Origin of the sequence: Micromonospora sp. DSM 45708 (assembly GCF_039566955.1) — a bacterium.
Taxonomy (GTDB): Bacteria; Actinomycetota; Actinomycetes; order Mycobacteriales; family Micromonosporaceae; genus Micromonospora.
In genome coordinates, this window is sequence record NZ_CP154796.1 from 5,816,928 (window position 1) to 5,836,505 (window position 19,578).

The 19,578-nt window shown below is 71.8% G+C and carries 17 protein-coding genes and 1 tRNA gene; 8 read left to right on the forward strand and 10 right to left on the reverse strand.

The annotated features are described in order from the left end of the window. Positions 1 to 31 precede the first annotated feature (31 nt). A complete protein-coding gene (locus VKK44_RS25125) occupies positions 32 to 673 on the reverse strand; it encodes an FMN-dependent NADH-azoreductase (RefSeq protein WP_343443660.1) in 642 nt (213 codons plus the stop codon). 83 nt (positions 674 to 756) lie between these two features. Between VKK44_RS25125 and VKK44_RS25130 the strand changes: the two genes are divergently transcribed. Next, positions 757 to 1,230, forward strand: a complete 474-nt coding sequence (locus tag VKK44_RS25130) for a MarR family winged helix-turn-helix transcriptional regulator (protein ID WP_343443661.1) — start codon at positions 757 to 759, stop codon at positions 1,228 to 1,230. A gap of 16 nt (positions 1,231 to 1,246) precedes the next feature. Here VKK44_RS25130 and VKK44_RS25135 read toward each other — a convergent pair whose 3' ends face one another. Further along, entirely contained in the window at positions 1,247 to 2,260 is a 1,014-nt protein-coding gene (locus VKK44_RS25135; protein WP_343443662.1) for a potassium channel family protein, read from the reverse strand. Positions 2,261 to 2,472: 212 nt separating this feature from the next. On the opposite strand from VKK44_RS25135, the gene VKK44_RS25140 reads away from it, so the two are divergent. Then, entirely contained in the window at positions 2,473 to 3,099 is a 627-nt protein-coding gene (locus VKK44_RS25140; protein ID WP_343443663.1) for a helix-turn-helix domain-containing protein, read from the forward strand. Positions 3,100 to 3,322: 223 nt separating this feature from the next. After that, positions 3,323 to 3,913, forward strand: coding sequence for an ATP-dependent Clp protease proteolytic subunit (locus tag VKK44_RS25145; RefSeq protein ID WP_343443664.1), 591 nt, complete (start codon positions 3,323 to 3,325; stop codon positions 3,911 to 3,913). A 48-nt stretch (positions 3,914 to 3,961) separates the two neighbouring features. On the opposite strand, the gene VKK44_RS25150 is transcribed toward VKK44_RS25145, so the two are convergent. Beyond that, a complete protein-coding gene (locus VKK44_RS25150; protein ID WP_343443665.1) occupies positions 3,962 to 5,749 on the reverse strand; it encodes an adenylyl cyclase in 1,788 nt (595 codons plus the stop codon). A gap of 164 nt (positions 5,750 to 5,913) precedes the next feature. Here VKK44_RS25150 and VKK44_RS25155 point away from each other — a divergent pair, with 164 nt between their 5' ends. Further along, positions 5,914 to 6,759 (forward strand): SDR family oxidoreductase, encoded by an 846-nt coding sequence (locus tag VKK44_RS25155; RefSeq protein WP_343443666.1) that lies wholly within the window; start codon positions 5,914 to 5,916, stop codon positions 6,757 to 6,759. Positions 6,760 to 6,810: 51 nt separating this feature from the next. On the opposite strand, the gene VKK44_RS25160 is transcribed toward VKK44_RS25155, so the two are convergent. Next, a complete protein-coding gene (locus VKK44_RS25160; RefSeq protein WP_343443667.1) occupies positions 6,811 to 7,587 on the reverse strand; it encodes an HAD-IIB family hydrolase in 777 nt (258 codons plus the stop codon). Positions 7,588 to 7,761: 174 nt separating this feature from the next. Here VKK44_RS25160 and VKK44_RS25165 point away from each other — a divergent pair, with 174 nt between their 5' ends. Further along, positions 7,762 to 8,496 carry a class I SAM-dependent methyltransferase gene (locus VKK44_RS25165; protein ID WP_343443668.1) on the forward strand — a complete coding sequence of 245 codons (735 nt, stop codon included), beginning with the start codon at positions 7,762 to 7,764 and terminating at the stop codon, positions 8,494 to 8,496. 18 nt (positions 8,497 to 8,514) lie between these two features. Here VKK44_RS25165 and VKK44_RS25170 read toward each other — a convergent pair whose 3' ends face one another. Next, complete coding sequence (locus VKK44_RS25170) at positions 8,515 to 10,473, reverse strand: bifunctional aldolase/short-chain dehydrogenase (RefSeq protein ID WP_343443669.1); 1,959 nt, start codon at positions 10,471 to 10,473, stop codon at positions 8,515 to 8,517. A gap of 30 nt (positions 10,474 to 10,503) precedes the next feature. After that, positions 10,504 to 11,514: an S-methyl-5-thioribose-1-phosphate isomerase gene (mtnA, locus tag VKK44_RS25175; protein ID WP_343443670.1), complete on the reverse strand. Its 1,011-nt coding sequence runs from the start codon at positions 11,512 to 11,514 to the stop codon at positions 10,504 to 10,506. Positions 11,515 to 11,964: 450 nt separating this feature from the next. Here mtnA and VKK44_RS25180 point away from each other — a divergent pair, with 450 nt between their 5' ends. From VKK44_RS25180 to VKK44_RS25190, 3 genes are all read left to right on the forward strand, one after another. Next, the gene (locus VKK44_RS25180) at positions 11,965 to 12,210 is read left to right on the forward strand and encodes a hypothetical protein (RefSeq protein ID WP_343443671.1); all 246 of its coding nucleotides are present in this window, start codon (positions 11,965 to 11,967) and stop codon (positions 12,208 to 12,210) included. Between the two features lie 174 nt (positions 12,211 to 12,384). Then, positions 12,385 to 12,609 carry a hypothetical protein gene (locus VKK44_RS25185; protein WP_343443672.1) on the forward strand — a complete coding sequence of 75 codons (225 nt, stop codon included), beginning with the start codon at positions 12,385 to 12,387 and terminating at the stop codon, positions 12,607 to 12,609. Positions 12,610 to 12,696: 87 nt separating this feature from the next. Then, a complete protein-coding gene (locus tag VKK44_RS25190; protein ID WP_343443673.1) occupies positions 12,697 to 14,382 on the forward strand; it encodes a hypothetical protein in 1,686 nt (561 codons plus the stop codon). 117 nt (positions 14,383 to 14,499) lie between these two features. Here the strand turns inward: VKK44_RS25190 and VKK44_RS25195 are convergent, their stop codons facing one another. The 4 genes from VKK44_RS25195 to VKK44_RS25210 all read right to left on the reverse strand — a co-directional run bounded on the left by VKK44_RS25195 (position 14,500) and on the right by VKK44_RS25210 (position 19,576). After that, positions 14,500 to 16,212: a hypothetical protein gene (locus VKK44_RS25195; protein WP_343443674.1), complete on the reverse strand. Its 1,713-nt coding sequence runs from the start codon at positions 16,210 to 16,212 to the stop codon at positions 14,500 to 14,502. 288 nt (positions 16,213 to 16,500) lie between these two features. Beyond that, positions 16,501 to 16,573 (reverse strand) — tRNA-Arg (locus VKK44_RS25200). A 564-nt stretch (positions 16,574 to 17,137) separates the two neighbouring features. After that, on the reverse strand, positions 17,138 to 18,274 hold the full coding sequence (locus VKK44_RS25205) for an IS701 family transposase (RefSeq protein ID WP_458351569.1): 1,137 nt from the start codon (positions 18,272 to 18,274) through the stop codon (positions 17,138 to 17,140). A gap of 36 nt (positions 18,275 to 18,310) precedes the next feature. Continuing rightward, a complete protein-coding gene (locus VKK44_RS25210) occupies positions 18,311 to 19,576 on the reverse strand; it encodes a hypothetical protein (RefSeq protein ID WP_343443675.1) in 1,266 nt (421 codons plus the stop codon). Positions 19,577 to 19,578 lie beyond the last annotated feature (2 nt).

Genomic DNA, 19,578 nt, shown 5'->3' on the forward strand with positions numbered 1-19,578 from the left:
GACGGCCCGCCTTCGCGGTTTCCCGAACCGGTCAGACGACCGCCGGCACCCACAGCTCGTCGATCGCCCGTTCGGCGGCGGCGAGGCTCGCCTCGTGCAGCGGGATCAGCTCGGCCATCGCCGGGTTGACCGGGGCCAGGGTCAGCTCGGCCGAGATGAACCGCGGCTCCAGGCCGGTGCGCGACAGTCCGTGCGGCAACCAGGGCTCGGCGTGGTCCCAGCCGGCGCGCGGGGTGCCCGCGCCGTAGCCGCCGCCCCGGGTGCCGAACACGATGAACTCGCGACCGCCGAGCAGCCCGGCGCCGGTGGCCGGGTCGAGCGCGAGGCCGGGCGCGATCAGGTGGTCGACCCAGGCCTTCACGCTGCTGGGCGGCCCGAAGTTGTAGAGCGGCAGGCCGAGCAGGATCGTGTCGGCGCGCAGGACCTCGCCCACCAGCTCCTCGGTCAGCCGCCAGGACGCGCGCTGCGCGGGCGTGTGCTGGTCGGGCGGCACCGCCCGGGCGAGACCGCCGGCGGCGTCCAGGTGCGGCAGCGGGTCCTGACCGAGGTCCCGGTAGGCGACCGTGCCGCCGGGGTGGGCGGCCAGCCAGGCGTCGGCCGCGCGGGCGGTGAGGCGACGGCTGACCGACCGCTCGCCGTTGATGCTCGAGTCGATGTGCAACAGGTGGGCCATTGTTTACTCCTCCATCGATCGTTCGTGTAGCACCAACTATTTATAGCAGGTCGATGTTCCTTGTCCGCCGTAGACTGGGTCACATGCCAGCCGAGCCCGCCGACGCGCGCCGCTCCGGGCCGCTGCTCCAGCACCTGGCCCGGCGGATGCGGCTGCGCTCGGAGTCGGTGCTGACACCGCTCGGCCTGCGCCCCCGGCACCTGGTCGCGCTCACCGTGCTGCGCGACTCGGGCGGCATCAGCCAGCAGGGGCTGGCCGGCATGCTCCAGATCGACGGCACCAACGTGGTCGGGCTGCTCAACGACCTGGAAGCGGCCGGCCTGGTCGAGCGGCGCCGCTCCCCGACCGACCGTCGCCGGCACGTCGTCAGCCTCACCGCAACGGGCGCGACGCGGATCCGCGAGGCCGAGTGCGCGCTCGCCGACGCGGAGGGCGAGGTGCTCGGCGCGTTGGCGCCCGGCGAACGGGAGCTGCTCTACGACCTGCTGCGGCGGGCCAGCCAGGGCTGCGCTCCGACCTGCACCGAGGCGGTGGCGGAGAGCCCGGACGCCTGCTGACCGGGCCCCGGGCGGATCACACGGCGGTGGTCGCCTGCGGGCGGTCGTCGCGGACGTGGACAAGCATGTCGCCGGTCTCGATGACCGCGGCGGCGCGGTCGTTCAACGTGACCACCTTGCCCCGGCGGACCAGCGCGATGACCAGTGACTCCAGCTCACGCGGCGAGCGGCCCACCTCGTTGCGCTCGGCCGAGCGCATCGCCAACGCCATGCCCTGACCCGGGGTGAGCAGGTCCTCCACCACGTCGATCAGGGGCGGGGCCGAGGTGGAGAGGCCGAGCAGCCGACCGGCGGTGGCCGACGAGACGATCACGTGGTGCGCGCCGCTCTGCTTGAGCAGCGGCGCGTTCTCCGCCTCCCGGACCGCCGCGATGATCCGGACCTGACCGGCGGTGAGCTGCCGGACGGTCAGCGCCACCAGCACCGAGGCGTCGTCGCTGTCGGTCGCGATGATGACCGCCTTGGCGGTGCGGATGTGCGCCTCCTCCAGCACCGACGAGCGGGTCGCCGAGCCCTCGATCGTGACCAGCCCGTTCGAGGTGGCCTGGCGCAGCGCCGGCCCGCTCCGCTCCACCACCACGATCTTGGACTTGTCCGCCCCGTTCTCCAGCAGCGCGGAGACCGCGCTGCGACCCTTGGTGCCGTAGCCGCAGATGATGACGTGATCCTTCACGGTTCTCCTCCACCGCGACAGGCGACGGCCGGTCCGGTACTGCTCGGTCAGGACTTCCAGGGTGGTGCCGACCAGGATGATCAGGAAGAGCACCCGGGCGGGAGTGATGAACAGGACGTTGATCAGTCGCGCCGACGGGCTGGCCGGGGTGATGTCGCCGTATCCGGTGGTGGAGAGCGAGACCACCGTGTAGTAGAAGCAGTCGAGCAGCGTCAGGCCGTCCTCGTTGACGTCGCGGTAGCCGTCCCGGTCGAGCCAGACCACGAAGACCGTGGCGAAGACCAGGCCGAGGGCCGCGAGCAGGCGCAGACTCAGCGCGCTCAGCGGCCCCCGCCGTTGCGCGGGAAAATGGATCACCGTCGGTCCCGCCCCGCCACCGTCGCCTGCACGCCCTCAAGATAGCCGGTACGCCGGGAGTCGGCCGGGCGGGCCGTGGACCGGGCCCGCGCCACGAGCGGTAGGCCGACACCGGTCCGGTCGGTACCACGGGGGCCGCCCGGGCCGGCCCACGCCGCCGGGACGGGGCATGATGGGTAGCGTCGGCGAACGGCGACCGCGAGGAGGCCGGCATGTCGTTGCTGCGACGGGTGATCGGCGGGGTGCTGCGGCGGACCCGCCTGCGTCAGGGCCGCACGTTGCGCGAGGTGGCGCAGGCGGCCGGCGTCTCCCTGCCCTACCTCTCCGAGGTCGAGCGCGGGCGCAAGGAAGCCTCCTCCGAGGTGCTGGCCGCGATCTGCCGGGCGCTCGGCATCCACCTCGCCGACCTGCTGGAGGAGGCGCGCGACGAGCTGCGCCGGGAGCGGCCCACGCCGGTCGGTTCCGGGGTGCCGCTGGCCCGGCTCGACCGGGTGCCCGCCGCCCGCAGCGGCCCGCAGCTCCGGGTCGGCCCGCCCCGCCTGCACGCCACCCGCCGCCCGGGCGGCCCGAACGCGCCGCATCCCGCCCGTCCGGTCACGCCGGCGCACGCCGCCCGCCCGGTCCGGCCGACCCCGCTGCTCGGCGGTGGGCTGCGCCCGGTGGGCATGTCCCCCACGCCGGTCGGTCCGCCGCTCGGCCACGGCGCCCCGGAGCTGTTCGGCACCGGCACCCGGATCTGGCTGATCCCGACGCCGGCCGCGCGCCCGCGTCCGCGTACCTCACCGGCGCTGGCCCGGCGACGGGCCCGGGCGGCCCGACGGCGCCCGGTCGCGGCGTAGCGCGCCCCGGTCGGGCCGGACGGACACCGACCGGGCACGACGTGGCCCGGGGGGCGACGCCGGGTGCGGCGGGACGCTCGCACCGGCTCCCACCCGGCTTCTGCCGAGGGCGAATCTGCCCCGGGCAGAAAGCCTGGGCCGGGCGGGTGCGCCCGGCGGACGCTGGAGGCCGCCGGCTCGCCGGGCGGTCCCCCGTCCACCGGCGCTACGGAGGTGGGCGGTCATGGGTGGCATCTGGATGCGGGACGAGGGGCAGCCGGTCTTCGGCGACCGGGTCTTCGAGCGGTTGCTCAAAGAGCGGATCATCTTCCTCGGCACCGAGGTCACCGACGACTCGGCGAACCAGATCTGCGCGCAGATCCTGCTGCTCGCGGCCGAGGACGCGGAGCGGGACATCTACCTCTACATCAACTCGCCCGGCGGCTCGGTCAGCGCCGGGATGGCCGTCTACGACACCATGCGGTGGGTGAAGAACGACGTGGCGACGCTGGCGCTCGGGATGGCCGGCTCGATGGGGCAGTTCCTGCTCTGCGCCGGCACGGCGGGCAAGCGGTTCGCGCTGCCGCACTCGCGGATCATGATGCACCAGCCGTCCGGCGGGTTCGGCGGCACGGTCGCCGACATCACCATCCAGGCCGAGAACATGCTGCACGTGAAGCACACCATGCAGGAGCTGATCGCCCGGCACAGCGGGCACACGCTGGAGGAGATCCAGCGCGACTGGGACCGGGACCGTTGGTTCACCGCCGAGGAGGCCCGCGAGTACGGCCTGGTCGACCAGGTGCTCTCCCGGGTCGACCAGCTCACGGCGTGAGCGGGGGCGGCCCGGCCGGTGTCACGCCGGCCGGGCCGCCCGCCCGGGTCAGGGGTAGCTGACCACCGGGCTGGTGCCGTACGAGCCGACGACCGGGGTGCCGGCCTCGTTGATCGTGCGCTCGATCCCGCCGCTGCCGTTGAGGAACACGGTGATCGCGTCATGGAACCGCACCCCGGCGCGGCGCGGCGCCTCGACCGCCCGGTCGCAGCGGATGTCCACGCCCTGGTTGAAGTACGCGTAGACGCCCAGCCCCCACGCCTCGTGCGTGCGGACGTGCGGGGCCACCTGGTAGGAGGCCCAGCCCTCACCGGTGGGGCTGCGCCAGGCCGCCTGGCTGGGCGGGTCGTAGGGCAGCTCGCTCTGGTAGAACACGGTCCGGCCGCGCTCGCCGTTCCAGATCGTCTGCCAGCGCTGGTAGTGCTCGACGAAGAGCCCGTACGCGGTGACGTCGTCGCCGTTGACGACCACGCCGGTGGCGGCCGTGTTGACGTCCCAGCCGATGGTGCCCGGCCGGCCGTGGTCGCCCCGCCAGGCCCAGATGTTGTCGATGAGCGTGTGCCGGCTGTTCACCACCAGGCTGGTCTCCGCGCGCCCGGCGGACGGGCCGCCGATGCGGAAGAAGACGTCCTGGAGTGAGATCGGGTTGGCCGCGTGCGACTGGTTGCTGTGCCGCCCGCCGACCTCGACCAGCACCTCGGACTCGACCGGCCCGGCGTCGACGAGCACCCCGGCGACGCGTACCCCGTCGACGTCCTCGATCCGCAGCGCCGCGTCACCGGTGGCCGGCGCGAGGCTGGGCATGCCGAGGCCGAGCACGACGGTGTTCGGCCGGCGCACCCGCAGCGCCCGGTCCAGCCGGTAGACGCCGGGGGTGAGCAGCAGGTGGCGACCCCGGGCGAGTTCGGCGTTGATCCGCTTCGCGGTGTCGGTGGGCCGGGCGACGAAGAAGTCGGTGAGTGGCAGCGACGGCGTCGGCGCGCCGCCGGCGGCCCAGGTGGTGCCCGCGGTGTCGCGGCGCAGGCGGGGCACCGCCACCCGCCAGCGGCCCGCGTCGTCCACGAAGAGGTACGGCTTCTCCCGGATCACCGGGCTGGTCGGCAGCGTGGTGTAGGGCGGGTCGGGGAAGCCCTGCGCGGGCGCGCCGATCACCCCGGAGAAGACCTGGTTCCAGACGCCGTTGGTCCACTCGCCGCCGAGTTCGCTGTCCCGGGTGAGCCACTGCTGCTGGGAGCCGTTGATGGTGATGCCGTCCACCTTGGAGTCGGCGATGAAGCCGCCGCTGGAGTAGCCGCCGTTGCCGGGCTCCAGCCAGAGCACGCCCTTGACGTGCACCCGGCGCATCGGCGACGCCTGGGAGACGGCCCACTGGTTCGACCAGTCGGTCGGGGTGACGGCGAGGTTCTCCGCCGAGCGCCAGAAGTTGGTCAGCGCGGAGATGCCGGCGGGCGAGTTCGGGTCGGGCTGGCCGACCACGCGGACCGCACCGTGGATCTCCACGTCGTCCGGGTGGCTGCCGAGGCCGGCCACCGTGGTGTAGTAGCCGAGCCGGGCGTCCACCTCGTAGCGGCCGGGCTTGAACAGCACGGCGTACCGGTCGGAGCCCATCTCGTTGTGCTCCTGGGCGGTGAAGATCTGGTCCAGCGTGGACTGGATCTCCGCGACCGGCGTGCTCGGGTCGAAGACGTGCACGTGGGGGCCGAGGTCGGGCTCCTCCGTCGGGCGTGCCGGCGGCGAGGCGACGGCGGCACCGGCCGGGAGGCCGAGGGCGGTGAGCGAGGCCGCCGAGGCGGTGAGCGTGAGGAAGCGGCGGCGGGAGGGGTCGGGTGATCGCATCTGCCTGCCTGTTCGGTGATGGTGGGGAGAGCGCTCTCTTGGCGTTCCTACCGCATCACCGCCACTCCCGCCAGAGCCCGCCGGTTCCGGAACCGGGAAGCATCGCGAGGCCGTCGTGGTTGCCCCTCACGCAAGTTGAACTCGCAACCACAGGGAGCGCGCCCATGTCCATCGTCGTCACCGGGGCCACCGGCCAGCTCGGCCGCCTCATCGTCACCGCGCTGCTCGACCGGGGCGTACCGGCCGCGGAGATCGTCGCGGTCGGCCGCGACCGCGAACGGCTCGCCGACCTCGCCGACCGGGGCGTCGTCACCCGGCGGGCCGACTACGACGACCTCGACTCGCTCCGCGCCGCCCTCGCCGGCGCCGAGAAACTGATGTTCGTCTCCGGCAGCGAGGTCGGCCGGCGTCGGCCGCAGCACGCCAACGTGGTCACCGCCGCCCGGGAGGCCGGCGTCGGGCTGGTCGTCTACACCAGCATCGCCCACGCCGACACCGCCGGCATGCGGCTCGCCGGCGAGCACCGGGACACCGAGCGACTCATCCGCGACTCCGGACTGCCGTACGTCTTCCTGCGCAACAGCTGGTACCTGGAGAACTACACCGACCAGCTCGACGCGTACCGGGAGCACGGGGTGGCGGGCGCGGCGGGCGACGGGCGGGTCAGCGCCGCCACCCGCGCGGACTACGCCGAGGCCGCCGCCGTGGTGCTCACCACCGACGGTCACGACCACCAGGTGTACGAGCTGGGCGGCGCGCCGTTCACGCTGACCGAACTCGCCGCCGAGGTGGCCCGGCAGACCGGCGCGGCGGTCGACTACACCGACCTGCCGGCGGACCGCTACACCGAGGCGCTGGTCGCTGCCGGCCTGCCCGAGGGGTACGCCGCCGTGCTCGCCGACAGCGACCTCGGCGCCGCCCGGGGCGAACTGGAGGTCGGCGACGACCTCGCCAAGCTGCTCGGCCACGCCCCGACCACGCTGGCCGAGGCGATCCGCGCCGCGCGCTGAACGACCGGATCGCGCCCGTCACCCCCACAGGGGTGACGGGCGCGGTTTCCGTCAGGCGCGCTCGGCGCGCTGCTTCACCAGGCCGTCGACAAGCGTCTCGACGTAGTCGGCGGTCTCCTCCCAGCGCGTCACCGCGACGCTGCGGATGCCCATGGCCTTGACCGGGTAGTCGTTGCCGCCCACGTCGAGGCGGTCCCCCACGAAGAGCACGTTGTCGATCTTCAGATCGAGGTGCTCCAGCAGCTTCCGCATGCCGTACGCCTTGTCCACACCCTTGCGCGTCACGTCGATCGAGGTCGAGCCGCCGCCCCGGACCTCCAGGTCGGGCAGCTTCTCGGCGACCGCGTCGCGCAGCAGCTTCTTCTTGCTGCCGTCCGGGTCCCAGCCGTACTTCTCCGCCGGCGGGGCGGACTGCCCGAGCGCGGAGAACGTGATCTGGCTGCCCCGGTCCTCGACGATGTCGCCCCAGGTCTTCGCCTCCCACAGCCCGAGCGCCTGCGCCGACTCGGTGAGCGCGGCGATCACCCGGGCCTTGTCCGCCTCGCTCAGGTCCTCCGCGTAGACCAGCCGCCAGTCGCCGGACGACCAGCGGTAGTAGCGGGTGCCGCAGGTCGGCATCAGGTGCAGCCGGTCCCGCTGCTCCTCGGTGAGGTCGAGGTGGGCCAGCACCTGCGACTGGAACTGCTCGAACCGCCCGCCGGAGATGATCAGGACATCCACCTCGCCGAGCAGGTGACCGAGCAGGTCCGCCATCCGACGATCGATCTGGGACTTGGAAATCGCCAGGGTGTCGTCGAGGTCGAACGCCACCACTCGAAGATCGTTCACGAATACCTCATGTGTCGTCGCGGGCTGGTCGGGACTAGCAGGGTACCGATGCGACCTGACGCGTTCCTGAGCGCCCGTGGGCTCCACCCACTGACGGAGAGTAACAAGCGGACCGCGTACGGCGACCGGAAAAAGCGCTGGACACGCGACCGCATCGACGCCGATGGTGGCCCGATGCGCCAGGACGAGATCTGGGACGGCGAGGCCGCCCGACGCTATGACACGCCGGGCAGCGGAATGTTCGCGCCGGAGGTGCTCGGTCCCACCGTCGACCGGCTCGCCGCGCTCGCCGGGACCGGCCGGGCCCTGGAGTTCGCCATCGGCACCGGCCGGGTGGCGGTGCCACTCGCCGAACGCGGCGTGCGGGTGAGCGGCATCGAACTCTCCGTACCCATGCTGGAGCGGCTGCGGACGAAGGCTGACGCCGCCACGATCCCGGTGGTGGTCGGTGACATGGCCCGCGCGACCGTTCCGGGCGAGTTCAGCCTGGTCTACCTGGTCTACAACACCATCGCCAACCTGCTCGGCCAGGACGAGCAGGTGGCCTGCTTCCGCAACGCGGCGCGCCACCTCCGGCCGGGCGGCCGGTTCGTGATCGAGCTGTGGGTGCCGGAGCTGCGCAAGCTCCCCCCGGGCCAACAGGCGACCGTGTGGCACACCGAGGCCGGCTACATCGGCCTGGACACCTACGACGTGCTGCGTCAGCGGGTGGTGTCGCACCACTTCCACTTCGGCGACGGCCGCGAGGCGCGGGTCTTCCGCTCCCCGCACCGCTACATCTGGCCGGCCGAGCTGGACCTGATGGGCGAGCTGGCCGGCTTCACGCTGGAGAGCCGGCACGCCGACTGGTCCGGCGCGGAGTTCACCGCGGAGTCCCGCTCCCACGTGTCGGTCTACCGGCTGGCCTGAGCGCTCCCCGAGGCGTGCTCAGATCACCCGCTCGTTCCCGCCGTCCACACTGATCTGCGCCCCGGTGGTGGCCGCGAACGTCTCCCCGCAGAGCGTGGCGGCCAGCTCCCCCACCCGGGCGCTGGTGATCTCGGCGCCGAGCAGGTTCCGTCGCTTGTACTCCGCCACGGTCAGCCCGTAGTGCCGGGCCCGGGCGTCGAGCACCTCGGGGCTCCACAGCCCGGTGTCGAAGACCGCGTCGGGGTGCAGCACGTTCACCCGGATGCCGTCGCCCGCCCACTCCAGCGCCGCCACGCGCGCCACCTGCGTCACCGCCGCCTTCGAGGCGGAGTAGGCGACCGCGCCGGGGCCGGGGGCGAGGGCGTTGCGGGAGGCGACAACGACCACCCGGCCGCCACGGGGCGCGAGCGCCAGCAGCGGGTGGGTCCGGGCGAAGAGGTACGCCACGGACTCCGCGTTGACCGCCATGGTCTGCTGCCACCCGGCCGGGTCCAGCTCGGCGATCGCCCGGCTCGGCGGGAAGACCCCGGCCGCCGCGACGACGATGTCCACCCCGCCGAAGCGATCCACGGCGGCGTCCAGGGCGGCGTCCACGGCCGCGGCGTCGGTGACGTCGACGGTCAGACCGAGGCGGGCCGGCCCGTCGGACGCGCCGACCGACGGGTCCCGGTCCAGGGCCACCACGCAGGCCCCGCGCGCCAGCAGCGCCTCGGCGCAGGCCCGGCCGATGCCGGAGGCCGCCCCGGTCACCACCGCCACCTCGCCCGCGAACTCCGGTGCCGCCCCGCCCCGCCGCAGCTTCGCCTGCTCCAGCTCCCAGTACTCCAGGTCGAAGATGTCCTCCGCCGGCAGCGCCCGGTAGCCGCCGACCGCCTCAGCGGCCTCGATCACGTCGACCGTGTGCCGGTAGATGTCCCGGGCCATCAGGGCCTCGGCCGCCGACCGACCGGCGGTGAGCATCCCCAACTCCGGGTCGAGGATCACCCGTGGCGCCGGGTCGAGCATGGTCAGCGTGGTCCGGGCCCGGGAGCGGTGCTGCTCGACGTACCGGCGGTAGGCGTCGGCGTAGTCGGCCGGGTCGGTGCCCACCAGCGGGATCCGCTTGGTGCGCAGCACGTGGTCGGGGGTGACCGGGCCCCGGGTGGCGACCGACGCCAGGTCGGGCCGGTCCAGGAAGGCCCGCACGGCCGGATCCTCATGGCGGCTGAGCAGCATCGGGAAGCCCGCCGTGGTGGAGACCTCCCGGCGCAGCCGGGCCAGCCGCACCCGGTCCACCGGCGGGGGCGTGACCGGCGCGACCCGGGGCCGCGGCAGCGCCATCCGCTCCTCCGCCCGGCTGACCAGGTCGATGTGCCGACGGTACGCCTCCTCGGCGTCCACGCCGAAGGTGAAGAGCCCGTGGTGGAGCAGCACCATGCCGACCGTCCCGGCGTGAGCCCGCTGCGGGTAGAGGTCCGCGCACCGCCGGGCCAGGTCGAACCCCGGCATGACGTACGGCACCACGACGACACTGTCGCCGTAGAGTTCCTCGACCAGCCGCGCGCCGTCCGGCTGATTGGTGAGGGCGAGCAGCGCGTCGGCGTGGCTGTGCAGCACGAACGGGTGCGGCAACAGCGCGTGCAGCAGCGTCTCCACGCTCGGGTCCGGCGCCCTCGCGTCGAGCCGGGCACAGCGCAGCTCGTTCATCATGTCGCTGTCGCCGAGACGCTCCAGCCGCAGCAGCGCCCGCAGCCGGTCCAGCCGCAGCGCGGTGAACCCGGACGGATCCATCGTCGCCAGGTCGGAGCCGCTGCCCTTGACGTGCAGCACCGACACCGGCTCCCCGGTGAGGTCGGTGACCGTCGTCTTGACCGAGGTGTTCCCCCCGCCGTGCAGCACCAGGCCGGTGTCGGCCCCGAGCAGCCGGGACGCGTACACGAGTCCCGCGATCGGGGCGGAGTCGTCCGGGGCGTCGACGGCGGACCAGCGGTTACGCATCGGGGTGTGGCTCCTCGTGGGGTGGGTGGGTCAGCTCCGGCCGATGGGGTCGTCGGGACGACCACCGGCAGCCGGCAGGATGACCCGACGCTCGGTGACGATCGCGGTGACCAGATCCGCCGGGGTCACGTCGAACGCGTAGTTGAGCGTGCCCGTGCCCTTCGGGGCCAGCGCCACCGCCCCCAGGGCGGTGATCTCCTCGGCATCGCGTACCTCGATGTGCACGTCCCGGCCGGACGGGGTGGCCAGATCGACCGTGGACTCCGGAGCGGCGACCACCATCGGCACCCCGGCCCGCGCCGCCGCCAACGCCAGCGGATACGTGCCCACCTTGTTGATCACGTCGCCGTTGGCGGTGATCCGGTCCGCGCCCACCACCACCGCGTCGACCCGACCCTGAGCGAGCACCGACGCCGCCGCCGAGTCCACCACCAGCGTGTGCGGCACCCCGATCTGGGCCAACTCCCACACCGTCAACCGCGCGCCCTGGAGCAGCGGGCGGGTCTCCGAGGCGTACACGTGGGTGAGCGCACCGTGTTCCTGAAGAGACCGGACGACCCCGAGCGCGGTGCCCCACTCCACGGTCGCCAGCGCACCGGCGTTGCAGTGCGTCTGCACCGCCACCTGGGGCCCCACGGTGTCGACCAACCAACGGGCGCCGCGCTCGCTGAGCTCCCGACAGCAGCGCACATCCTCCGCCAACACGGCCAAGGCCTCGTCGAGGGCCGCCTCGACGCCCTCGGCATCGAGGCGGGCACGGACCCGGTCCACCCCCCAGGCGAGATTGACCGCGGTGGGACGGGCCGCCCGGATCGCGTCGACCGCGCGAGCCCGCTCGACCGGATCCGCGTGCCGGCGGGCAGCGAGCGCCACGCCGAGCGCCCCGGCGACACCGATCGCGGGCGCGCCCCGGATCGCCAGGGACCGGATCGCCACGACCAGATCCTCCACCGTGTCGATCTCCAGGAACTCGACCTCGTGCGGCAACCGGGTCTGATCGATCGCGACGATCCGGTCGTTTCGCCAGTCGATGGTTCGCATCCGCACCCCTCACCGCCCGAGCTTTCGATCATAACGTCGAACGCAGCAGGAGAGTCCACCATTGATCGAGAGCTGTCAACCTCAGCACTCTCGGACCGGCCGGGACGATTATCAGGGCGATTCAAGCCCGAATCGGGAACATGCTGCATTTCGGATTTTCGAAGCTTCACGCTGGTGACCGCGGCAGGAATCGAACCCGCGACACCCGGCCCTCGACCATCGCAACCTCGGACTTGCCATCGACTGTCAGAAATTGGCATTGAACCGGGAGACCCGTACGCGTCACAGCCGACCAACCGTCGACAGGGGGTTTTCGGGGGTGAATGGGGCAACCATAGGCCACATCCCTAACGAATGCCGAACACCCAAATCATTCCGGACGGCCGGCACAGATCAGCGCCAACCCGGCGAAGCCCGAGTTCTGGGCGATCCGGCCCACCGAGCACTCGGATGGACGAGCTGTCAGCCCAGCTCAACAGCGATGTCACGGTCAGCCCGCCGCCGCGCAGCGGGCACCCCGCAGACCGCCCGCCCACGGACGTCATCCGAACCACCGGGCCGGCCCGCGTCAACCCCGAACGTTTTGCCACCGCTTGGACGTCAATAGCCAGTTCGGAATGGCTTCCGCCGAGTTCGATCTCGGCAAATGATCTCGATGCTTTGTCGACGATCGCCTATCCCTTGACTCAACTTTAGGCGATGATAATATCGCCGAAGATATATGCGCCGGGCGGGATGGCGCGACACGTCCCGTCGAATGTCGTCTTATCGGACTGCGACCAACCTGGACGGGAACATGCACCCCACATTCGCCGCCGCCGGGATGGTCGGCGTCGGACAGGCCAGCTTCGACGCCGCAACCTGATCATCGTGCCCGACGGCGTCCACCTGCCCGGGCAGACCACCTTCGACGTGCACGATCGCGGGATCGACTTCCTCCGCGGCTCCGATTCGACATACCCCCGGTGCGGCCCGACGGGCACCGGGGTCCTGCACGCGCGCAACAGGGTGATCTCCCGTACCACCGCTGCCATCGCCGGCATTCCGGCCGGTCATGTGCATGCCATGACCACACTCACCGCCAACATGTCCTGACAGGAGCAAGCCATGTGGAGACAACGCGTGCCGAGACGGCGCGTCCCTCGGGCAGCCGGCATCACGGCGGCCTTGGTCCTGGTCGTCGTGGCCAGCACGGGCCTGGTCGCGGCGCCCGGCAGCACGGCCTACGCCGTCACGCAGGAGTCCTCGAGCGTGCGGGGTTCGGACAACCGGACGTACACCGCCACCAACCACCTCACGGCGGCGGCGCTGCGCGGCGGTCCCCGTGAGTGGCTGCTGGCCTGGGCCGGCGCGGCGGACGCGTCGAATCCGGCGGCCAAGGACTTCATCGCCGTCATCGACGCGACGCGGGGCTCGCGGACGTACGGGCAGGTGGTCAACACGGTGACGTTGAGCCCGCAACGTCAGAACGAGCCGCACCACATGCAGTACATCTGGCACAAGGGCCAACGGATCTTCGCCGCGAGCATTCTGAGCGACACCGCTTTCGTGTTCGACGCGCGAAGCCTGCCGGTGCTTCGCCTCACCGGCGTCAACCTCGCCGTCGACACGCCGTGCGGCTCCGCGCCGGACGCGTTCTGGTCCCTGCGCGACGGCACCGCCTACGCCACCTACCTCGGCGGTCCCGATGTCGCCGGGCCCTGCCGCTACACCAACGGTCAGGTCCGCGTCGGCAACGGCGCCAACGGCTCGCCCGGCGAAGTGGTCCGGATGTCGGCCGACGGGCGCACGCTTGCCGAGATCCCGATGGCGCTGCCGAACGGCGAGGACCCGGCGATCTGCCACAACAGGCCGAGCATCACCCCGGCGACGTGCGCCAACCCGCACGGGCTCCAGGTCCGCGAGGACCTCAACGTACTGGTCGCGAGCGACTTCGCCGAGCTCAGAAGCTTCCTCGAACCCTCCGATGTGGAAACCGACGCACTCCTGTTGCGCACCAGCATCCGCGTCTTGGACATCACCAACCGGAACAATCCGACGTTGCGCTCCGTGTCGTACCTGCCGGACGGACCGCGCGTGGACGAGTCGACCGCCGTCAACGAGAACCGCATGGTGATGGAGAACGCGGTCACCAACCAGCGGCGGCACCGGGGTGCCTTCGCCTCCACGATGGCGGGCGGCGCCATCTTCTACACCCCCGACATCACCAGTCGCTCGCCGAAGTGGCAGGAGGTCTTCGACGACACGGCGGCGTACCGCAGGTTCGACTCGAGCGGCGTGCTCACCGGGTCCAATGCCGGCGGTAGCTGGTTGCAGGTCACGCCCGACGACCGGTTCCTGATCCACACGGTCATGGGCACCGACCCGCGGTTGCCACGCGACGTCACCAGCGGCATGGTCTTCGTGCTCGACATCCAGAAACTCCTCGCGGCCGGCGCCAACCCCTCGTGCAAGATCGACACGATCGAGGAGGTCACCGCCGGCGGGGCGGAGTCCGACTGCCCCGCCCTGACCAGCGTCGTCCCGATCGCCGACAAGGTGACGCCGAACATCGGCGTCGGTCCCCACTGGGGCAGCCAGGACATGTTCACCCGCGACCGGAACGGCTTCTACCGGGAGGCCGACCACATCGAGCGGATCGCCACCTCGAACTACTTCGTCGCCAAGACCGGCCTCGACGGTGACCACCGCATCTGCATGTTCAACTTCGACCACGCCGGCGTCCTGTCCCCCGACACCGCGTTCCGGGACGAGCAGACGCACCAGCCGTGCGTGAGCTTCAACCGCCAGGACTGGCCGCACGGCAGCGTCGGCGTGGCCCGCCCGCACGGCGTGCTCTTCGTGGTCAGCGACAGGGTCCTGCGCTGAACCGGCAGTAACACCGAACAGCTGGGCACCCGGACGAGGCGCAGCGACCGCTGCGCCTCGTCCGCCGTCCGCGGTGCCGGTCAGGGCAACTGGCCGCTCACCACCGTCCGGGTGCCGTCAGGGCAACTGGCCGCTCACCGCCGTGACGGTGCCCTGGGGCACCCAGGCGGTGCTCTCGTGGTCGTGGCCGCCGGCGCCCGGAACGAACAGTTGGCCCGCCGCGTAGAGGCGCAGCGGCCCGGCGGACACGGCGCGCTGGCGCATCCACGTCGTGTACCCGACTCCGGTCGGCGGTTCGAGCGGGAACAGCTCGGAAAGCCCGGCCAGGTACGCCGTCGGCGCGTCGTCGCGCACGTCGAAACGCAGCGGCAGCAGCGGACCGCTCGGGATGGCCAGCAGCGGACCGGTCAGCAGCCACGGCGCCAGGTAGCTGCCCTGCGCGGGGAGACGGTCGGCCGCCACCTCACGGAGGGTCGTCTCGGCCGCCGCCCATCCGGACACCACCAGCAGCGGGTGGTCGCCGGGGTCGGTGACCCGGAGTTTCTCGGCGGCGCCGGCGGCCTCGACGAGCCGCCGGGCCGCGACGCCGCGGGGCGAGTCGTCGGACCTGACGGAGATCGTGGTGACGCCACGCCCCGCGATGAAGGACACCATCGCCCGCAGCGCGTCGGCGTCCTCGGCGGTCAACTCCTGGGCCGGACAGGCCGCCAAGGGTCGCCTGGCGCCGGCGAGCACGGCCCCCAGGCTCGCGCTGGCGCACTCGGGGCCGTCCGGAGTGGTCACGTCCGGGCCGGGGCCGGCCTGACCCGCGTCGACGGCGAGCGAGGCGGTGGTGCCACCGTGGGTGAACCAGAGCCGGCTGCGGCCCGCCGGCAGCCGGACGAGCCCCCACGAGCCGGTGGTGCCGGGCCGGGCGCCCGTCGCGGCCAGCCGGCCCGGATCGAGGCCGACCCGCACGTCGTCGGCGCCGATGTGGACGAGGTTCCAGCCCGGGCGCTGCGGGACGACGAGCACGGGCAGCCGCTGGCCGGCGGCGTCGACCTGCCGCACCATCGGGACCCCGGCGTCGGGCGGCAGCGGGACGCCGACCAGCACGACCCCCGCCACCAGCGCGGTCGCCGCCGTCACCGCCTGGAACCGGCGCGACGCGGGCCCGGCCGTCACCGCCACGGCAGCGAGCCCGAAGTACGCGATGCTGAGCCATTCGAACGTGAACCACAGCACCGTGGCGTCCAGCCGCACCTCGCCGCGCACGCAGTACGCCGTGGCGACGCCGGCGGTGACCATCGCTGCCCCGGTGGCCACCGGGCCCAACGCGACCGGACCGACGCCGCGGCGACCAACGAGCATCGCGGCGATCGCGCCCACACAGCACATCGCGGCCAGGAGCCCGGCGGCGGTGAGTGCCCGGGCCGGGGACCCGTCCGGCACGACCTGGAGGACGCGGCCCGCACCGATGACCGCGCCGAGCGCGAGCGCCGTCCGGGGGCGGGTCACCAGCCATGGCAGCGCCAACGTCCCGAGCGCGAGAAGGATCGAGGACACCACCTCGGTGCCGCACGCCTGGATCGCGCCGATGTCCGCGGCGGCGGCGATGACCGCGGCGACGGCTGTCCGCGACCGCCCCGCCCGGCCGCCGCCCCAGGCTGTCGCCACGGCGGCGGCGGTGGCCAGCAGGCTCAGACAGTGGATGATGACCGCGATGTCGCCGAACGGGGCCACGCCGGTCGGGGCATCGTGATCGTGCGCCCAGGCCGGGGTGGTGCCGACACAGATCGGCACGGCGGCCAGGACGGCCACCGTCCCGGCACGGTGCAGACGGGTCCTCATCGGACGGAGCGATTGCTGACGACGCGGCGCAGGATGATCGACACCGGCGACTCCAGTCCCAGGTGATGATGACGATCAATTACCTACCGCACCATAGACAATGCGGGCGCCGAATTCTATATCGTCGTCCCACGATGCCAGTGGGGTGGCGGGCGTCAGGTGGTGAGCCCCCGACAGGTCCAGGTGGTGGCGCCGGCCCGTCACCGTCGGCCATGATCATCGGCGGCGCCTCGGGGAACGATTCCCCAGGCCCTGATCAGCTTCTTGCTGGTCAGGGCCTTGATCCGGTGCCCCCGGCAGGATTCGAACCTGCGACACACGGTTTAGGAAACCGATGCTCTATCCCCTGAGCTACGAGGGCGCGAGTGGTCAGTGTAACGACCTGCGGGTCTACCCGCGTTGGCAGGGAGTGACCCGCGTTGACCTGCGTTGACCCGCCGATCCGTCGCAGCCGACGACCACACGCTGACCACACCAGGCGGGGCAGCGACCATGATCCTTGACCCCGGTTAACCTAGAGTGGCGCGGATTGACCCGGGGTGACCTCCGCTGGAGACCACACGGCGACCACATCACCAAGATCAATCATGGAAAATCGCGCCACGTGCCGGGACAAGGACAAGGGCAAGACCCCGGCGTTTCCGCTGGTTACGGCCTTGATCCTGAGGTGCGCCCGGAGGGACTCGAACCCCTAACCTTCTGATCCGTAGGGTTGGGCCGTCGGCCAATCACGTCCGAAGCAGCCCTAATACTGCAACGGCAGTTGGTCAGGGGTAGCCGCGTTGTCGGTAGTGGCAGGTTCGGGCTTGGTGTTGGCGTCGCCTGCGCCATCGTGACCAGGCCCAGACCTGCTCTGGTGGGTGGATTGATCGCACTACGAGTGCGGTGAGTAGTCTTCGGATCTCCGGTACGGTGTAGCCGATCATCATGCCGTCGTCGGTGCTGGATCCCCTTTTGCGGTAAGGGACCGGGCGACGGAGAGCCAGGCGTGGGCGGCCATCGCGAGGGTGATGTGGGCGTACCAGGCTCGCCAGTCGCGGACCTGGTACTCGTCGAGGCCGGCTTCGTTCTTGGCCTGTTGGAAGCACTCCTCGATCGCCCACCGGGCTCCAGCGATGCGGGCGAGGTCGAGCAGGCGGGTGCGGCGGGGTCCGTAACAGACGTAGTAGGCGATCTGGCCGGTGGTGATGCTGCGTCGGGCCAGGAGCCAGTGCCCCCGGCCGGGTTGCCATCCGATGCGCACCGGCACCCGCGCCCACCAGTACTCACGGGGGCCGTGGGCGCCGGCGCCGGCGGACAACCGGCACCACGCCTGGGCGGGGAGGGCTGCGATCAGGTCGTCCGCGCGGGCCCGACGCATCGTGGTGGTGATCATGTCGTCGTTGCGTCGGGTCGCGACCACATAACCCACATCCCGGTGTTCCAACCACAGCCGCAGTGACTTCGACTGGCCGTAGGCCTCGTCCATCGTCACCCACCCCACCGGCACATCGGCGTCCAACGCACGGGCCAGCATCTGTCGGGCCATCTGCACCTTCGTGGCGAACTCCACCTCGTCCGGGATCCCCGCCGTTCGACACCGGTCCCGGTCATCGGTCCACGACGCCGGAAGGTAGAGCTGCCGGTCGATCAACGCGTGACCCTTGCTGGAGCGGTAGGCCAGGAACACCCCAACCTGGCAATTCTCCGTCCGGCCAGCGGTGCCGGAGTACTGCCGTTGCACCCCGGCCGACCGCGTGCCCTTCTTCAGAAACCCGGTGTCGTCAACGATCAGCACACCGGCCGGGTCTCCGAGGTGCTCGACCACGTAGTCCCGCACATCGTCACGGACCGCGTCGACGTCCCAGTCCGCCCACCGCAACAACCGCTGCATACCGTCCGGCGACACGTCCCCGGCCTGCTCGGCGAGGGTCCAGCCGTTCTTGCGGCCCAGGCCGGAGACCAGCCCGCACAGGTACTGTCGCGCACGCCGCCGCGGCTCCGAGCGACGAAACCGAGGCCCGATACGCCCGTGTAACTCGTCCAACTCGCTGCGCCAACGATCGACATCACCATCCGTCACAGGCAGACCAACGAACACGAGTCGAACTCGATTCGCCTACTGCCGTTGCAGTATTAGGTCAGGGTGTTCTACGGTGGCGGCGTAGCGGTTGCCGGCGGCGGTGCTCAGGCCGAACAGGTCGGCCAGCCGGCGAACGTCTCCATTAGTGGCCTGGGCTTCGTCGAGGATGCGGTCTTGGCGGATGTCGGTGGCGGACAACCGGGGTCCGGTGGCCTTCCAGATCCAGGTTCGGCTGACGGGAGCGTCGGTGTTGGCGGTCCGGGTGGTCACGAATAGGTAGGCGTTGTTGGTGCGTGGCCACCGGCTGCGGCGGTGGTCGAGCCAGGCGGCCAGCGCCTGCTGGACGGGCTCGGCCAGGGGCATCGCCCGATCGTCGACGTGCAGCACTCGGTCGCGGACGTCGGTGAGCCGCAGCATCTGCAACTGGCTGGTGCGCAGTCCGTGGAAGGCGATGAGCGCGGCGACTGCGGCGTGCGCGGGGTTGTTCGAGGCGAGGGCCTGCCGTAGCGCGGGGAGGTCGACCGGGAGCGGCTGCCGGGTTTCGTGTCGGCCGGTGGCGATCCGGGCGGTCGGGTCGGTGAAGACCATTTTCCGGGCCTTGAGCAGCCGGAAGATCGACTTGAGTCCTTGGCCGACCTGCGACCGCGGGTTGCCCGATGGCGGCAGCGCGCGGACCACGTCGTCGCGGGTGATCTCGCGCAGGCTGTGGTGCCCCGCCGTCGCCCACTGCAGTAGCGTGGGCAGTGCCCAGCGTAGGTGCAGCTGGATGGTGGTCTCGCTGCGTGGCCGTCGCCGCGGCGGGGTGGGACTCCCGTGCTTCATGACCTCGAACCACAGGGTCAGTTCTGCCGCCATCGTGTCCGGGAGACGGCTGATCTGAGCGGTCGCCCATGCGTCGAAAGCGCGCACGCGGTCGTCGGCCAGCATGCCGGCGTCGTCGAGGACTCTCGTCACGGCTTCGACGGGCAGTCTGATCGTGCTGAGCAGTGTCACGTCGCTGGCCCGGACCGGATCTTCGCGGTGGTCCCTCAGCCCGATCACGATGCGCAGGCCGATGCATACCTCGCGCCGCAGCCGGTCGGTCCAGCCGAGTCGCGCCGCGATCGCCGCGGCATTCTCGTCGAGTTCAGCAGCCTGCCGAGGGTCGGCACGGCGTTGAAGGTCGCGGCCGGTCAGGATTCTCGGCATGGCCGGTAACAGGGTGAGTTGCTGCCAGGCGGGCCAGACGAGGTCGCCGTCGGGCAGCCCGGCCCGATGCTGTGGCGCGTCGCTCGGCGTGTGGGTAGCCCTGCGCCGGCGCATGC

Coding starts and splice junctions, on each gene's coding strand:
- VKK44_RS25145 (WP_343443664.1), top strand. CDS start 3,323: ATGGGTGGCATCTGGATGCGGGACGAGGGGCAGCCGGTCTTCGGCGAC.
- VKK44_RS25165 (WP_343443668.1), top strand. CDS start 7,762: ATGCGCCAGGACGAGATCTGGGACGGCGAGGCCGCCCGACGCTATGAC.
- VKK44_RS25170 (WP_343443669.1), bottom strand. CDS start 10,473: ATGCGTAACCGCTGGTCCGCCGTCGACGCCCCGGACGACTCCGCCCCG.
- VKK44_RS25195 (WP_343443674.1), bottom strand. CDS start 16,212: ATGAGGACCCGTCTGCACCGTGCCGGGACGGTGGCCGTCCTGGCCGCC.
- VKK44_RS25125 (WP_343443660.1), bottom strand. CDS start 673: ATGGCCCACCTGTTGCACATCGACTCGAGCATCAACGGCGAGCGGTCG.
- VKK44_RS25180 (WP_343443671.1), top strand. CDS start 11,965: ATGGACGAGCTGTCAGCCCAGCTCAACAGCGATGTCACGGTCAGCCCG.
- VKK44_RS25150 (WP_343443665.1), bottom strand. CDS start 5,749: ATGCGATCACCCGACCCCTCCCGCCGCCGCTTCCTCACGCTCACCGCC.
- VKK44_RS25130 (WP_343443661.1), top strand. CDS start 757: ATGCCAGCCGAGCCCGCCGACGCGCGCCGCTCCGGGCCGCTGCTCCAG.
- VKK44_RS25155 (WP_343443666.1), top strand. CDS start 5,914: ATGTCCATCGTCGTCACCGGGGCCACCGGCCAGCTCGGCCGCCTCATC.
- VKK44_RS25210 (WP_343443675.1), bottom strand. CDS start 19,576: ATGCGCCGGCGCAGGGCTACCCACACGCCGAGCGACGCGCCACAGCAT.
- mtnA (WP_343443670.1), bottom strand. CDS start 11,514: ATGCGAACCATCGACTGGCGAAACGACCGGATCGTCGCGATCGATCAG.
- VKK44_RS25140 (WP_343443663.1), top strand. CDS start 2,473: ATGTCGTTGCTGCGACGGGTGATCGGCGGGGTGCTGCGGCGGACCCGC.